The sequence below is a fragment of the Sphingomonas sp. Leaf30 genome, assembly GCF_001422525.1.
In the GTDB taxonomy this organism is placed as follows: domain Bacteria; phylum Pseudomonadota; class Alphaproteobacteria; order Sphingomonadales; family Sphingomonadaceae; genus Sphingomonas; species Sphingomonas aerolata.
Genome location: NZ_LMKZ01000001.1, coordinates 1,362,590 through 1,378,344, shown reverse-complemented (window position 1 = coordinate 1,378,344; position 15,755 = coordinate 1,362,590). Strand labels below are relative to the sequence as shown.

14 protein-coding genes are annotated in these 15,755 nt (G+C 67.6%); 3 read left to right on the top strand and 11 right to left on the bottom strand.

Going from position 1 to position 15,755, the window contains the following annotated elements; all coding sequences use genetic code 11:
• Window positions 1-40 precede the first annotated feature (40 nt).
• From ASE89_RS06460 to ASE89_RS06435, 6 genes are all read right to left on the bottom strand, one after another.
• Window positions 41-4,297, bottom strand: coding sequence for a translocation/assembly module TamB domain-containing protein (locus ASE89_RS06460; protein ID WP_056674929.1), 4,257 nt, complete (start codon window positions 4,295-4,297; stop codon window positions 41-43).
• Entirely contained in the window at window positions 4,297-6,414 is a 2,118-nt protein-coding gene (locus tag ASE89_RS06455; RefSeq protein WP_236701629.1) for a BamA/TamA family outer membrane protein, read from the bottom strand. Before ASE89_RS06455 ends, ASE89_RS06460 begins: the two co-directional genes overlap by 1 nt.
• A gap of 154 nt (window positions 6,415-6,568) precedes the next feature.
• Entirely contained in the window at window positions 6,569-7,012 is a 444-nt protein-coding gene (locus ASE89_RS06450; protein ID WP_052380969.1) for a hypothetical protein, read from the bottom strand.
• Window positions 7,009-7,782 carry a prepilin peptidase gene (locus ASE89_RS06445; protein WP_236701628.1) on the bottom strand — a complete coding sequence of 258 codons (774 nt, stop codon included), beginning with the start codon at window positions 7,780-7,782 and terminating at the stop codon, window positions 7,009-7,011. The genes ASE89_RS06450 and ASE89_RS06445 overlap by 4 nt, the downstream gene beginning before the upstream one ends.
• Before the next feature lie 61 nt (window positions 7,783-7,843).
• Window positions 7,844-8,311, bottom strand: coding sequence for a GNAT family N-acetyltransferase (locus ASE89_RS06440; RefSeq protein WP_056674926.1), 468 nt, complete (start codon window positions 8,309-8,311; stop codon window positions 7,844-7,846).
• A 32-nt stretch (window positions 8,312-8,343) separates the two neighbouring features.
• A complete protein-coding gene (locus ASE89_RS06435; RefSeq protein ID WP_056674924.1) occupies window positions 8,344-8,835 on the bottom strand; it encodes an SH3 domain-containing protein in 492 nt (163 codons plus the stop codon).
• Window positions 8,836-8,997: 162 nt separating this feature from the next.
• Between ASE89_RS06435 and ASE89_RS06430 the strand changes: the two genes are divergently transcribed.
• Both ASE89_RS06430 and ASE89_RS06425 read left to right on the top strand, forming a co-directional pair.
• Window positions 8,998-10,020, top strand: coding sequence for a 2-hydroxyacid dehydrogenase (locus ASE89_RS06430; protein ID WP_056674922.1), 1,023 nt, complete (start codon window positions 8,998-9,000; stop codon window positions 10,018-10,020).
• 91 nt (window positions 10,021-10,111) lie between these two features.
• Window positions 10,112-10,303, top strand: a complete 192-nt coding sequence (locus ASE89_RS06425) for a hypothetical protein (RefSeq protein WP_056674920.1) — start codon at window positions 10,112-10,114, stop codon at window positions 10,301-10,303.
• A 47-nt stretch (window positions 10,304-10,350) separates the two neighbouring features.
• On the opposite strand, the gene ASE89_RS06420 is transcribed toward ASE89_RS06425, so the two are convergent.
• The 4 genes from ASE89_RS06420 to ASE89_RS06405 all read right to left on the bottom strand — a co-directional run bounded on the left by ASE89_RS06420 (window position 10,351) and on the right by ASE89_RS06405 (window position 13,983).
• The gene (locus tag ASE89_RS06420) at window positions 10,351-10,599 is read right to left on the bottom strand and encodes a hypothetical protein (RefSeq protein ID WP_197979323.1); all 249 of its coding nucleotides are present in this window, start codon (window positions 10,597-10,599) and stop codon (window positions 10,351-10,353) included.
• Between the two features lie 122 nt (window positions 10,600-10,721).
• Complete coding sequence (locus ASE89_RS06415; protein ID WP_031441353.1) at window positions 10,722-11,348, bottom strand: LysE family translocator; 627 nt, start codon at window positions 11,346-11,348, stop codon at window positions 10,722-10,724.
• Window positions 11,349-11,374: 26 nt separating this feature from the next.
• Complete coding sequence (locus ASE89_RS06410) at window positions 11,375-12,778, bottom strand: NAD(P)H-dependent flavin oxidoreductase (RefSeq protein ID WP_056674919.1); 1,404 nt, start codon at window positions 12,776-12,778, stop codon at window positions 11,375-11,377.
• 68 nt (window positions 12,779-12,846) lie between these two features.
• Window positions 12,847-13,983, bottom strand: coding sequence for a glycosyltransferase family 4 protein (locus tag ASE89_RS06405; protein WP_056674915.1), 1,137 nt, complete (start codon window positions 13,981-13,983; stop codon window positions 12,847-12,849).
• Between ASE89_RS06405 and ASE89_RS06400 the strand changes: the two genes are divergently transcribed.
• Window positions 13,964-14,530, top strand: a complete 567-nt coding sequence (locus ASE89_RS06400) for a lysozyme inhibitor LprI family protein (RefSeq protein WP_082451301.1) — start codon at window positions 13,964-13,966, stop codon at window positions 14,528-14,530. The two genes, ASE89_RS06405 and ASE89_RS06400, sit on opposite strands and share 20 nt — an antisense overlap.
• Before the next feature lie 79 nt (window positions 14,531-14,609).
• Here ASE89_RS06400 and ASE89_RS06395 read toward each other — a convergent pair whose 3' ends face one another.
• Window positions 14,610-15,725, bottom strand: a complete 1,116-nt coding sequence (locus tag ASE89_RS06395; protein ID WP_056674911.1) for a glycosidase — start codon at window positions 15,723-15,725, stop codon at window positions 14,610-14,612.
• Window positions 15,726-15,755: the final 30 nt, after the last annotated feature.

Below are 15,755 nucleotides of genomic sequence, written 5' to 3'. Positions count from 1 at the left end.
CCGTGGCGGGCGTGATTCGCGCCGCCACGGGATGAGGCGATCAATAGTCCTTGGAGTATTTCACGCTGGCATTGGTCCCGCCCTGCGCGCCGGCCGACGAGAGCAGGCTGAGCGCCTTGGTCAGGGCAATCTCGAGCTGGGTCGAGGTGAAGCCCTTCGCGTCGGTCACGATCTCCACATAGATGTTGTCGGTCAGGTACTTGCCTGCCGCAAGGCTAGTGCCACGCCCGCTGGCCTCGTCGGCGCCAAGGACGCGCAGACGATCGAAGCCGGTCGCCGAGCGCAGCTTGCCGAGCGGGTTCAGCCCGCCACCCGATCCGCGCAGCGAATTGAGCGCGGACGCCAGCTGGATCGCCTCGGTCGCCGAGAGATTCTCGGGGTTGGTGCCGAACAACAGCCGGCTCAGCACCTCGTCCTGCGGCAGCGCCGGGGTCGAGGTGAAGGCGATCTGCGGGCGCTGGCCGGTGCCCGTGACGTTGATGACGACGGTGATGTTGTTCGTGGTCGTCGTCGCCTGGATGTTGATGTCCGGATCGGTCAGCGCCCCGCCACGGAAGCGGATCGTGCCGCGATTGACCTCGAACCGCTTGCCCGCGAACGAATAGGTCCCGCGAACGATGTCGAGCCCACCCGTGACGACCGGCGCGGTCGACGTGCCGGTGATCCGCATGTCCATCTCCCATTCCGATTCGAGACCCATGCCGGACAGGAACAGCTGGTTCGGCGCCCGCACCCGGAGGTCGAGCTTGATCAGGCTCGGCGGCGCGGGCCGCGCGGGACGATCGGTCGGCAGGGCCGGCCGGATCTCGCTCTTGCGGCGGATACCGGTCAGCTCGGCGACTTCCGCCTGACCCTGGCGGATGATCTCGTAGCGCGCCTCCGGGATCTGCAGGTCACCCTTGAGCAGTCCGCCATCGCGGCCATAGGTGAACCGTACCGACCCGGTCGTCGTCGCACTCAGCGCGTCGCTCTTCGCCAGCTGTGCATTGTCGAGCGTCGCGCGCAGATCGATCGGGAAGCCGCTGTCCGCGGCAAGCCCGACGCTGCCCTGGGCCTGGACGCTGCCATTGCCGGCACGAGCCCGCAACTGCGTCAGTTCGAGCCGGTCGTTATTGAACCGCGCGTTGATCGCCATCTGCGACAGCCGCGTGCCGTAGACCTCATTGTCATAGGTCAGCGAATCGGCCCGCACGATGCCGTTCAGGCGCGGGGCCTGAACACGCCCGGAGAAGTCCGCCGCGATCGCGATCGGCCCGGACAGCTGCTGATTGGGCAGCGCGGCCAGGCTGAACAGCACTGCCGATGGCCCGTTGTACCGGATGCCACCCGACAGCGGTGCCGCCATCAGTCGTTCGGACCAGGACGCGCCAGCGCCCAGCGGCCGGAGATTGGCGACCATGCGCCCCACCACCGTCGTCCCGCGCCGGACCAGCGCGCGGCCGGTCCCGCCATCGGCATTGAGCGTGCCGGCGAACACGATGTCGACCGCATCGGACACCGCCGCGATTCCCGTGCGGGTGAAGTTGCTCACCGTCGCACGGACGTTCGCCGTGGGCACCGCAGTGCTGTTGGCCTGGGCAAAGTCGAGGCTGCCTGTCGCGGTGCCGCCGATCCCAAGGTTCGGCATCAGCGCGCTCAGTACCGACAGGTCGAGCTTGTCGAGCCGCGCCTGTGCGTTCAACCCACGACCATAGCTGCCGGCAAGACGCGCTGCGCCGGCTGCGGTCCCCTGACCGAAATCGATCCGGGTCGGCGCAAGACGATAGACGCCCTGAGCCGCCTGGATCCGCGCAGGATTGGCGGTGCGGAAGTCGATGCCGTTCGCCTGCCCCTTGAGCGCAACGAGATAATTCTCGGGGCTCAGTTTCGCATTCATCGCGAGGCGGAACGGCACGCCGCTCGACCCCGTCGCCAGCGCCTGGGCGGTGCCCTTGCCGCCGACGTAATTCACCTTCGCGCGGGCCGCCGACAACACGACCTCGCCGTAGCGCATGTCGGCGATCTGGACGTCGGCGATCACTTCGGGCGCCTTGGGATACAGCACGGCGCTGGCATCGACGATCGCGCGGCCGATCGTGAAATCGACCATCCCCGGAATCTTCGCACCATAGGCCCGCGCAGCGACATCGGCGCGCTGATACCCGCCCTGGTTGGCGAGACGGACATTGCCCGTCAGCCCCTGCCCTGCGAACTGCAGCGCACCGGCGAACGGCCCCGCCGCACTCTGCACGATCCGGCCGCGTGCAACGATGCCCGCGAAGACCGCACGGCGCACGTCGACCGCAAGCTGCGTGCCCGGCGTGACCAGCACATCGGCGGTGAACGGCCCGTAATCGGTGCCGCCGCTCGCGACGACGGCATAGGCCCCGTTTCGCCCAACGACCCGCGCTTGGAGATTGACCAGCCCGACGCCGACGCCCGGCCGCGGTGCGCGCAGGACGACGACCGGTGCGGTCGCGCTGCCCGTGACCCGCGCCGAGAGCGGCCCGTAGACGGTCGAATAGGCATCGGCGTTGACGAGCACGGCGCCGGTGGCCGGATCGAACCGCCCCTCGCCGCGCGTCACGCGGAATCGCGGCGCGTTCATGCGGAGGTTGCGGAAGGTCACGATCCCCTCGGGGCTGTACCCGATATCGGAGCGGACGATCGCGTTGCCGCCGAGGAAGCTGCGCGCGCCCTCATTGAAGATCTGTGCGGTCTGCGCGACGACGCGGCCGGTGATGCCGAACCCGCCATTGGGGCCCGGCACCAGCTTCGCATCGGTCGTCAGGTTGACGATGCCGATCCCGTCGACGCGGTAGTTGTTGACCCGCCCCTTGAGCGCGCCGGTGTAGCGTCCGGTCGACATGTTCGCGACGACGACCGCGGTCGCGTCGATCTTGTCCGAACGGATCTTGAGATTGTCGGACAGGACGTTGACGCCGGAGATCGCGAAGTCCCCGTCGATCGCGACGTTGGTCGCAAGACCGCCAACCGCCGCATTCAGCCCGGTCACGCGACGTGCGCGCGCCTTGATCGGCAGGAGGATGCGGTCGGCATTCACGCGCGCAAGACCCTCGGCGTAGAGGTTCTCGACACCCATGTCGCCAAAGGCGATCGTCGCGGCCCGGACCTTGTAGTCGACCGTCGGGGTCGCGAACGCCCCGTCGAGGACGACGCGCGCGGTGACATCGCGACCGCGCAGATTGGGCAGGATCGCCCCTGGGGTCAGAAGCTTAGCGTCGACCGCGAAGTTGGCGAACCGGCTGTTGGCGAGATCGATCAGGCCGCCGGCATCGACCGCCAGTGCGTCCGACTTCAGCGTCATGCGCGTGTCGGCCTTGCGGTCGTTCAGCGTCGTGTCGATCGACACGTCGAGCTGTGGCGCGGTCAGGCGCTCGACCGGGCCTTCGAGATAGAGGCCGGGGCGGGTCGCGCCGCGCACCTCGATATGGCCGTTCTTCGCGGTCAGGCCGAGATTGGCGAGCTCGCCGCCGCCCAGCGTCGCGACCGCACGGCCGCGCCAGGCGGCCCAGCTTCCACGGCCGTCCACCGTCGCGGTCAGCGGCGCCTTGAGCGACCCCATCGTCGCGACCACGCCGCCGACGGGCGCGGTCAGCTTGACGTTGACGTCGAGCTTGTTCTGTTCGGGCACCGCGTCGAGCTTGAGGATCAGTCGGTCACCGCCGGCAATGCCTGGGCCGGTCAGCGCGGCGGCGTTGGTCGTCAGCTGTGCACGCTTGTCCGCGATATGGACGGCGCCGTCTATCTTGAGGATATGCGTCTGGCCCGTCACCGGCTTGCCGATCACGAACCGGTCGATCACCAGCCGGTTCACGTCGATATCGAGATCGGGCAGCAGCGGCGCGTTGGGATCGGTCGGGGTTGCCTTGAGCACCGGACGCCGTTGCAGCGTGACCAGCGGCGTGGTCAGCGACCGGACATCGACATGGTTGCTGGCAAAGGCGAATGGGCGCCAGTCGACGCGCAGCTTCGGGCTGGTGAGGAACACGCCGGTCGGGTCCGACACGCGAACGTCGCTGAGCGTCATCGCGCCGTAGATGGATCCGTCGATCCGGCCGACCTTGATGTTGAGACCGGACGCGGTCGTATAGCCACCGATCTGATCCGCGACGAGGCGGCGACCGGGATCGGTGTTGATCCCGAACAGCACGATCAGCACAAGTGCGATCAGCGCCACGATCAGGATCACGATCCCCTTGAGGATCCGCTGCCACAGCGGCCGTCGGGCGACGACGTTGTCGTCAGCCTGATCGATAGGTCCCTGGTCGGCAGGGGGTGCGCCGTTTTCGGCCATCAGAATGCCTGCCCGATCGAGATGTAGAGCGCGACCTTGCCGTCGCCCTCGCGTGGGTTCAGCGGCGTCGCGACGTCGATGCGCATCGGACCGAAGCTGGTGTAGAAGCGACCGCCGATACCCGCGCCGTAGCGCAGGCTCGACAGGTTCGGCGTGCTGCTCTCATAGCTGTTGCCCGCGTCGATGAACGGCACGATGCCGAAATCACCGAACCGGTAGCGCGCCTCGAGCGCGAACTCGTTGAGCGAGCGGCCACCAACCGGATCGCCATTGGGATCAAACGGTCCGAGGCGTTGATAGCCATAGCCGCGGACCGATCCGCCGCCGCCGCCATAATAGCGCCGCGAGGGTGCCAGATCGTCGCGCGCGACGCCCTGGATCGTTCCCGCCTTGGCGCGGCCGGCGATCACGATGCTGCTCGACACGGGATAGTAGAAGGTCCCCTCGACCATCGCGCGGACATAGGGTTTGACCGAGCCCTGCACCGATGTTTCGGGGCTGGCGTTCAAACGCAGGCGGAAGCCCTTGGTCGGGTTCAGCAGGCTGTCGGAGCGGTCGAACAACAGCTGCCCGGGCAGCGCGACGATGCCGTAGGTGCGCCGGACGTTTCGCCCCTGCGCGAAGTCATAGACGCTCTCGTTCGTGCCGACGAGCTCGCCGCCGTAGTAATAGGTGATCGGCTTCTGCCAGATCGGCGTCGAATCATAGCTCCAGCGGATGCCGACGCTCGTCGTGAACGCCTCATAGGCGTCGTAGTTCGAATGATTGGCCCCCGCCGTCAGGCTGAAGGTGCGGTCGCGACGCCCGGCATTGGCGCGACGGAACGTGCCCGCAAGGCCCTGTTCCTGCGTCCCCGCGATCACCGACGCGAGCAGGCCACCCTCATAGGGGAACAGGTTGCGATGCTGCCAAGTCCCCTCGGCGCGGAAGCCCTGCCCGGTCGAGAAGCCGACATTGCCGCCCAGCGTGCGCGCCGGGCCCTTTTCCTGCCGGACCAGCAGGTCGACCTGCTCGGTGCCGTCGGGGTTGGTGCGGCCGGTCCGCTGCGGCACCACCGAGACGCTCTGGAACAGGCTCGTCGCGACCAGCGCGTCGCGCAGGTCGTCTGTCATCCGGTTGTCGTAAAGCTGCCCCGCCTCGAACCGCGGAAAGACGTTCAGATGCTCGATGTCGAACACCGCGTCGCCCTCGGTGCGCAACTGCCCGAACGAGGCGCGCGGCCCCGTATCGACGGGCAGCGTATAGGCACCGGTCGGGACCTGCGCCTCGTCGTCGAGCAGGATGTCGCGCTCGCCGACCTTGACGAACGGATAGCCCATCTGCGGCAGCATCAGCGAGACATTGGCTTCCGCCCCCTGGATCCGGTCCGCCTGGATCGGATCGCCGACCTTCAGCGGCAACTGGCTGCGCACCAGATCCGGCGGAATGGTCTGCGCGGTCTTCACGTCGATCGAGCCGAGCGTGTAGAGCCGACCCGGCTGCGCGCTGACGATTGCCTTCAGCCGGCCGGGCTTGTCGGGCACGGTTTCGATCGTCGAGACTGCGGTCGCGTCATAATAGCCGAGCGACTTCAGCAGCCGGACGACCAGCGCCTCGTCTTCCTTCGCGCGCGCCGAAACCTGCGTTGTGTTCGCCGCCTTGCCGCCGCCCTTCAACGCCGACAGCGCCTTGTAGCGCGCCTCGAGCCCGTCGCCCGCATCGGCCAGACCCTTGATCTCCGCGTCGTAGCGAATCTCGGGCGCATCCTTGTCCTTGATGTCCGCAGCAGTCGCCAGCGGTGCCGTGTCGTAGCTCGCGAGTGCGGGAAGCGGCACGACCAGCTGCGGATCTTCGGGACCGGTGGGGGGCAAGACGGCGCCCGACGCGGTCGTCGCGGGGGTCACATCCGTCGCGGGGGTCACGGGCGCCGTCTCGCTCGCCATCGGCTCGAGCGGTGCGTTGATGTCGTTCGAAAGCGGCGGCAGCGCCTGGTTGAATTCCGCATCGGGAACGATCGGGGCGTTACCCTTGGGATCGGCGACACCTGTGTCGGATCGCTGCTCGGCCGTTGGTGCGTCGGGTCCCTTCGCGGGCGCGGTACCGGGCTTTGCCAGCTGGGCTTCGCCGGGAGCAGCCACAGTCGCCGCCAGAGCGATCGCCAGCCAATAGTGCCGTCTTGTCGAACTCGTCACAGGAAACACGATCCCCTTTCGAAGGGCGACCGCGTTCGATTCATCCCCGTTAACCCCTCGCAACGCACGAAACTTGGGTTGGTTTCCGTCATCCGACGATTCACACGCAGCCGATCATGCCGGCCACCGGAAGGACGATGGTGTCGCGTCCCGGCCGCTCGAGCCGTAGCGTCGCATTGGGCACCATCGCGCCTGACGCCAGATCCTCGCGCGTGACGATCGTCATGTCGAGCGCGACGGTCAGGTCGCCACCGCGATAGGTCGTGACCCCGGCAAAGCCGTAGCCACCCGGCCCGGCCTCGTCGACTCGCGCATAATCGACCGGCTTGCCGTCGACCGCGAGACGCAACCGCGCCGAGTCGGCGGTCGCCATCGCTACCAGCGCGCGGTCGCCCGTCGACCAGAGATACGCTGCGCATCCCCGTGCGGGCATCGCCTGCTTGCCGATCGGACCGAGCGTCGCGGGAGCCTTGGTGGTGTCGCCGGGCACCGTCTTGGCGGGCGTGGCGGCCTGCACGGCCGCGGCGATAAGCAATAGCATCATCCGCCCGACGCTATCATGAAGAGCCAGGCCGGATAAGCCGCGATCGCCAGCAATGCGCCGAACGGCATCGCGGTCTGCCCGGTGACGGGTTTGCCGCCGACGCGCATCGTCAGCACCGCGCCCAGCCCGACCATGCTGGCGATCAGCAACACGGCGGGCAGCATCTGCCAGCCGAGCCACAGCCCGATCGCACCGAACAGCTTGGGATCGCCGCCGCCCATCCCGTCATGCCCACGGATCCGACGATAGCCGGCCGCGATCACCCAGAGCAGGGCGAACCCCGCGACCCCGCCGATCATCCGGTCGAGTCCCCCGGGCGCCAGTCCGGCGAAGCCGCCCGCTGCACCGCCGAGCGCGAGCAAAATGGTCAGACGATCGGGCAGCCAGAAGGCGACGAGATCGAGCGCGGCGAGGGCCAGCAACAGCCAGCCAAAGACCGCGCCCCACAAGGCGGCCTGCCCCGGCGCGACGAGCCCCGCAGCGATACCGATCGCCAGCCCGCACGCCTCGATCCGCCAGTGCAACGGATCGATCTGCGCACCGCAAGACCGACACCGGCCGCGCAGCAGCAGTGCACTGACGAGCGGGACGAGATCGATCACGGTCAGCGTCCGCCCGCACGCATCGCACGCCGACCGCCCGTGAACGACCGACCGGTCCTGCGGCCAGCGAATCACGAGCGCGGCGATGAAGCTGCCGACGATCGCCCCGAGCACGCCCAGCGCCGCCGCGGCGATCATCGGGCTCGGCACGGGCATGGCGTCGATCATCCGCCGCGCGTGCCGGGCACGTCCCGCGCCGTCAAGCTGATCCCGGCGAGCGCTGCCGCCGTCAGAGATCCAGCGTGTAATATTGGCTGAACCGTGAGGGCGGATAGGACCCGAACCGCTTACAGCGGACAAAGCCTGCGCGTTCGTACAGCGCGCGCGCCGCAGCATAGGCGGCGTTGCTCCCGGTCTCGAGGCTGATCCGGGTCGCGCCCATGTCTCTGGCATGGCGGATCGCATGCTCCAGCAGCGCCGCGCCGACGCCGCGGCGTACATGGTCGGGATGCGTCCGCATCGATTTCAGTTCGCAATGCCCCGCGTCGAGCGGCTTCACCGCGACGATCCCAAGCAGCGCCGAATCGCCCCCCGCCCCGTCCCAGGCCGACCACACCACCACCGACGGATCGCGCAGCCCGGCGAGGTCGAGGGCAAAGACACAGTCCGGTGGCGAGTTGGCATGCGCGGCGCGCTGGTGAAGCGCGACCAGATCGACGACCGCGTCGCGCGTCAGATCGTCGCGCTCTATCCGCATGACGCGATCCGGGTGCGATGGCCCGTCATCGTTCAGGGCAGCGCTTCGTCCGCATCGATTCCCCACAGCGCGTCGACGCGCACGAAACCCGCCTGCCCCTTGATGTCCATTTTGCACCAGCCATTGCCGCACTGGCTCAGCCGACCGACCACGCCCGGGGCCGCGCGCCATTGCAGGCGTCCGCTCTCGCTCGGGCGGTCGAGGATCGCGATCGGGGTCGTGCCGCGCACGATCGCGGTGCGCGTGCTGCTCATCAGATTGGCCTGCATCCAGCCTTCGGTGCCGTCCGGATCGGCGATCTTGCGCCATTCCTTGTGGATCGCGATCACGCGCACCGGCAGGTCGGCACGCTGATACAGCCAGCTGGCGGGATAGGCGCGGGCCGGGCCGGTCCGCAACCGCGCGCGCCCCGCTGAGATCGAGGCATAATAGGGAAGCTTGCGCACCGGATCCGCGGCGGCGGCAGGCTCGGCGCCCAGCGCCGCCGTGACGAGGGCGGCGAGCCCGAAGGCGAGAATGCGCATGCTGATGTCCTGTTGCCGACGCGGTTCGTGTCCGGCCAAGCTCTATCGCCACCGCGGCGGCGGTTTCAACTGCTAAGCTTGCCCGCCGCCGTTCCACGGATCGCAGCGCGGTTTCGCCGCTCCATCGTTGACGCCGTGGATGACGTTCGCCAAGCCACAGTCATGCCCGATCCACGCCCCGACAGCTGGCCCGACACCCGGCGCTGCCCCAACCCCAAGGTGGTCGTCACGCGCGAACTCGCCGATGCGGTCATGGACCGTATGGCGGCGCTGTTCGACACGACCAACAACCACGGCGATGCCAAGCTCAGCCGCGACCAGCTGGCCGCCGCGATGGCCGATTGCGATGTGCTGGTCCCGACCGTCACTGACGACATCGACGCCGCGCTGATCGCCGGCGCGGGCGATCGCCTTCGCCTGATCGCCAATTACGGAGCGGGCGTGAACCATATCGACCTGAAGGCGGCGCGGGCGCGCGGGATCATCGTCACCAACACGCCGGGGGTGCTGACCGAAGACACCGCGGACATGACGATGGCGCTGATCCTGTCGGTGCCGCGGCGGTTGGCGGAGGGCGAGAAGCTCGTTCGTTCGGGCGCATGGACCGGCTGGAGCCCCGGCGGGATGCTCGGCCACCGGATCGGCGGCAAGGCACTCGGCATCGTCGGGATGGGCCGGATCGGACAGGCGGTCGCGCGCCGCGCCGCCGCATTCGGCCTCTCGATCCACTATCACAATCGCCGCCGCCTGCCCGTCGCGCTCGAACAGGCGCTCGGCGCGACGTGGCACGCCTCGCTCGACGAGCTGCTCGGCGCAGTCGACATCGTCACGATCCACACCCCGCTGAACGCCGACAGCCGGGACATGATCGACGCGCGGCGGATCGCGCTGATGCGCCAGCACGTCTTCCTCATCAACGCCTCGCGCGGCGGGGTGGTCGACGAGACCGCGCTGGTCGACGCGCTCGAGGCGGGCCGGCTCGCCGGTGCTGGGCTCGACGTCTGGCGCCACGAGCCGCAGATCGATCCGCGGCTGCTCGCGCTCGATAACGTCGTGATGCTCTCGCACATGGGATCGGCGACGTTCGAGGGGCGGATCGCGACGGGTGAGAAGGTGATCCAGAACATCCGGATGTGGGCGGATGGCCACCGCCCGCCCGATCAGGTGCTCGAAGGCTGGGCCTGATGGTCGCTCCCAAGTGCCCGCACCCGTGTCCGGAACCGATTCCGCAGTGCGGCATTTGTTGGATACCCCCGGAGAGAAAGAGGAGTATCCCATGAAGAAGATTGCTGTTTCCGCGCTGCTGATCGCGTCCGCCATGTCGATGAGCGCGTGTTCGACGCTCAAGGGCGCAGGCATTGGTGCTGCGGGCGGTGCGGGTGTCGCCGCGGCGACGGGCGGTAGCGTTGAAAAGGGTGCGGCCGTCGGTGGCGCCGGCGGCGCGGTGGTCGGCACGGTCGCCGACTGAAACGTCTGGCGCGCGCGGGCCTGAAGGTCCGCGCGTCGCCCCTCAAGTCACCGTGCGCGGATCCAGCCGGTCCGCTGGACGGTGCCCGTCAGGACCTTCGACCCGAACGCCTTGGCGACGGTCGCGGCATCCGCAATGTTCATCAGGACGATCCGTGTTCCGCCCGACGGCAGCGATTCGATCGCGCTGATCTCGACCTTGTGCTTGGCGCACATCGCGACGGCCTGAGCCTCGGTGACGCGTACGTTCATCGCACGCGAAATGGGCGCAACATCGGCGCTGGGCGTGGTGGTCATCTGATAATCCCGGCAGGGAGCGGGAGCGCGATACGTCTCTCAGTCGTGGCTTGCCCGAATGAAGCGCCGCAATGCGCCCGGTATGCGCGCTATCCCGCCAATCGGCAACCTCGGCCGCCGCGTCAGACGCGTGTTCCGAGCAGTGCGAGCCCGAAGCCGACGAACACTGCCCCCGTCGCGCGGTCGAAGGCGCGCCGCAATGCCGGTCGCGTCAGATGCCGCGCGAGCGTCCGCCCGCTCATCGCATAGACCGCATACCAAAGGCTTTCGACCACCGCGAAGGTGACGACGAGGATCGCGAACTGCGGCCCCTGCGGCGCCGCGCGGTTGACGAACTGCGGCAGGAAGGCGGCGGCGAACAGCAGCAGCTTGGGATTGCTGATGCCGATCACGAACCCGCCGCGGAACAGCCGTGCGGCCGACATCGTGCGCGGCAGCGTGTCGGCACCCAGATCGACCGGCCCGCCGGCACCGCGCCACGCCTTGATCCCCAGCACGATCAGATAGGCGACACCGGCATAACGCAGCGCGTCGAACACCCGCGGCCAGGCAGTCAGCAAAGCCGCGACGCCCGCCGCCGATGCGGCGAGGACGAGGACCAGCGCGGTCAGGCACCCCGCCATCGCCGCCAGGCTGCGCCGCGCGCCGAAGGTCATGCTGCGCGTCATGACGTGCAGCATGTTCGGCCCCGGCGTCCCGCACAACAGGATCACCGCGACAAGGAACACCGTCCACGCATGCAGCGTCATGCCTTTGCCCCCCTACCCTGACCGGCTCAGTCGCCGGTCAGGATCCGATCGACCAGCTGCCCGACGCTCGGCACGAACCCGTTGGAATAGAACGGGTCCTTCTTGAAGTTATACGCCGCATGGCCGGCGAACATCAGATTCTGGTCGATGTCGCCGCCATGCGCGATATCCTGCAGCGTCTTCTGGATGCAGAAGCTGCGCGGGTCGGCGAGCCGCCCCGTCGAGTTGGTCTCTGTATCCGCCCAGCTCGAGAAGGAGCATTGCGACAGGCAGCCCATGCAATCCGCCTGATCCTTGCGGATCATGCCCTTTTCTTCCGGACCGACGAAGACCAGCGTATTGTCGGGGGTCTTGAGCGCGTCGGTATAGCCGTCGCCGAACCACTGGCGCGCGCGCAGCAGGTCGTTGCGCGTCACCCAGAAATTCTTGCCCTTAACGCCGACGTCGAGCTGGAAGATGTGGTCGCCCGCCTCCTGCGTCGAAAACGCGATCTGGCGCTCGGACCGCGCCTCGAGGCTGCGCAGGAACGGGTTGCGCACCGCCGAGGAATAGAAGCCGGTCGGCGAGAATTTGTGCAGCAGCACATCGCCTTCCTCGATCTTCGTCAGCGCGTCCTTCCACCCCTGCGGGATCGGGCTTTCGCGCGTCAGCAGCGGGCGGGTGCCGAACTGGAACGCGATCGTGCCGAGCTCGGGATTGTCGATCCAGTCGTTCCAGTCGCGCAGGTACCAGACGCCGCCCGCCATCACGATCGGCACATCGTCCGAAATACCGCCCTCACGCATCACGTCGCGCAGTTCCTTCACGCGCGGATAGGGATCCTGCGGCTTCAGCGGATCCTCGGCATTCGACAGGCCGTTATGCCCGCCCGCGAGCCAGGGATCCTCGTACACGACTGCCGCCAGCCACTGTGCCGCCTTCGAATAGGCGCGCTTCCACAGCGCACGGAACGCCCGCCCCGAACTGACGATCGGCAGATAGCTGACGCCGTAGGACGCGGTGATCTCGCTGAGCTTGTAGGGCATGCCTGCGCCACAGGTGACGCCCGCCACCTTGCCGCGCGTCCGCTCGAGCACGCCGTGCAGGATCCGCTGCGCGCCGCCCATTTCCCACAGCACGTTGATGTTGATCGCGCCCTTGCCGTCGGCGATCTCATAGGCGCGCTCGACCTGCTGGACCGCACCGTCGATCGCATATTGGACGAGCTCCTCATGCCGGTCACGCCGCGTCAGCGCGGCATAGACCTGCGGGATGATCTTGCCCTCTGGATCGTAACTATCGGCATTCACGGCAGAAACCGTGCCGATGCCACCCGCGGCGGCCCAGGCTCCGGCCGACGCATGGTTGGTCGCCGCGACTCCCTTGCCGCCTTCCACCAGCGGCCACACTTCGCGACCGTTATAGACGATAGGCTTCAGGCCCTTGAACACGACGTCACCTCTCCCGGAAAATACGGCCCCCTATATCGCAAGGACGCAGCGTGCGAGCAAATTAAGACCTAGGTTAGCGCGCCGGGTCTGCCGAGCGCCTCTTCGTACAGCGCACGGTAGCGCGCGATCATCACCGATTCGTCGAATTCGGCCCGCGCACGCCGCTGATTCGCCGCCCCGATCGACGCGCGCAGTGCCGGGTCCGCGACCAGCGCCTGCAACGCATCGCGCAGCCGTACCTCGCTCGGCGCCTCGGTGATGAACGGCAGGTTTTCAGGCGCAACCATCCGCGCGACGTCGCCGACCGGATAGCTCGCGATCGGCAGGCCGGCGGCCATCGCCTCGACCACCGAGATCGGAAACTGCTCGCTGCGCGACGACAGAGCGAGGATGTCGAAATGCCCGATAAACCGATACGGCCGGTCGAGAAATCCCGGCAGGACAAGCGTGTCAGCCATCCCCATCGCCGCCGCCGCCTGGGCGATCCGCGCGCGCTCGGGCCCTTCGCCGACGATCACCAACCGCACCCGTCCGGACACGCCGCCGACCGCACGCACCAGTGCGGTCAGGTCCTTCACCTCGCGCAGACCCGCCAGCGCGCCGATGACGACCTCCTTCGCCTTCGGGACGAACCCCGGGATCGCCTTGGGTTCGGGCTTTTGCGCGTAATAGGCGGTGCCGATTCCATTCACGATCCGGTGCACCCGCTCGCGCGGCTGCTTCCAGGTCTTCAGCGCGATCGCCTCGAGCACCTCGGACGGTACCGCCAGCGCATGTGCCGCACCCAGCGCGAGCCGACGATAGATGTTGCGCTCGATCTTCAGCCCGCCCGCCTCGTCGGCGTTGAAACCGTCCTCGTGATGGACCAGCGGCGGCGCGCCCTTGCCGAACGCGCGGCGCGCCATCGCCCCGTCGATCGCCCCCCAGTTATAGCTCAGTACCAGGTCGAACCGCCGCATATATTGCGCGATCGCCTCGTAGCGCGCGACCGACGGCTTGCCCGTCAGCGGCGGCGGGTTCTGCGCGATCTCGTAGCGAATCCCCTTGGCGATCGACGCCTGCGCGCCCAGCGCATCGGGCACGCCCGACACGATGGTGTGCTTGGCGCGATCGCCGAACGCATTCATCAACCGCACCGCCCGCGCCTCCTTCCCGCCAAGGTCGAACGAGGAATGGAGATGCAGGATGTTGACGGGTGCGGCCATGCCCGACGCGATGCCGATTTCTCGCCGGGGTTTCAAGGGAGCAGGCGCGCCGGATCGCTGTTCACGCGTGTACCAAACAGCCTGTTTGCCGGCGTTCGAAATTGTGACAACTTCTCCCGATGAAGAGCTTCAAGCCAAAGCCGCCGCGCGGCACACCAGCCGATCCGGTGACGCGGTGATCGCCTTCCTTCTGCTTGCACAAGGCGTGATGGTGTTCACCTGCGCCGATCCGAAGGGACAATCTGAGCTCAATCGCTGTGCGTTTGAAGATTACCATCGGGCGGATGCTGCATTGAACGCGCAGTGGAAGCGGACCATCGCGTACCAGCGGAAGCTGGATGTCGCGAACTTCACCGATCAGGACGGCATGCCGACCTGGGTCGATGCGTTGACGCGGTCCCAGCGCGCCTGGGTGAGCTTCCGCGACGCGCAGTGCAACTGGGAGGGTTTGGACATGCGAGGGTCTGCCCGCACGGAACTGGAAGGCGAATGTCTAGCACGCAAGACGCTTGAGCGAACCGCCTACCTGAAGACCTTGGGCGATTAGTCCAAGAAGGGATTGCTAGGTTCGGAGGGGCTCGCGAAGCGGTCCTGCCGCAGCCCCCCGTGGCACACGCAGAACCGCATCAAGCGGGCGGGGTGAACGCATCCTTCGCGATATGCGTGATCCGGCACGCCAGATCCGCCTCGCCGCTCGCGACGACGTAGAAATCGCCCGCGTCCGCGATGCCCGTCGTGAAGACGACATTGTCGACGTACATCTGGTCCTTCAGCGGCTCGGTCAGCGCGGGGTTCGCCTCGAGCAGCGGCGCGTGCTGGGTCGCGATCGTGATCGACGGGTCATCCTTGTCGAGGATCGACCAATAGGTGCGGTAGATGCCGACCACCCCCGACGGCTCGACGCCGTGCCACAGGCTCAGCCAGCCGCGATCGGTCAGGATCGGTGGCGTCCCCCCGCCCATCCGCGCGGTCGAGACCGTGGCGGCGTGCGGGCGGATGCCGGGCTTGTCATGCGGCTTCCAGTGGAGCGCATCGGGCGAGCGCGACAGGTTGATCGACGGCCCGGCGCGCCATTCGCTGCCCGGGGGATAGGCGAAATACAGGTCGCCGAGCGGCCGCGTCTGCGCCCAATATTGCCCGCCGATCAGCCCTTCGAAGATCAGCATGTCCTTGTTCTGGTGATCGAGCACGATCCCCTCGAGCTGCCAGTCGAGCGCGTCGGCGGAGGAATAAAGCGTGGTCGAATGCCGTTCCGGGCTGACCGAACAGGTCGTCATCAGATAACGGTCGCCGACCTTCGAGATGCGCGCATCCTCGACGCCGTAGCATTGGTAGGGTGTGCGCGGCGCGATCGCCTTGTCGTAATGGACCGCGACGACCGAACGGCCCTCGGCATCGAGCTCGACCGGCAGGAGCCAGGACAGCGAGGTGAGCGCCATCACCTTCCACCCGCCGCCGGGGATCAGGAATTTGCGCGGATCCTTGGTGTCGACCATCTGCAACGGCCACGCATCACGCAGATAGGCGCCATCCTGCCAGCGGATCGCATGGACGTTGCCGCCCTTGACCGGCTCGCGCAACGCCTCGGCCACGCGTACCATCAGCAGCAGATTGCCGTTCGCCAGCCGCGTCATCCCCGGATTGAAGGCGCCGAGCACATAGGTTTCGGCCCCGACCTTGCCCGCCAGCGGCGAGCGCGACAGGTCGATGTCGGCGGGAGTGAAGACGAGCTGATCGAACATGCTATTCTCCTAAAATTCTGGTTGTTTGGC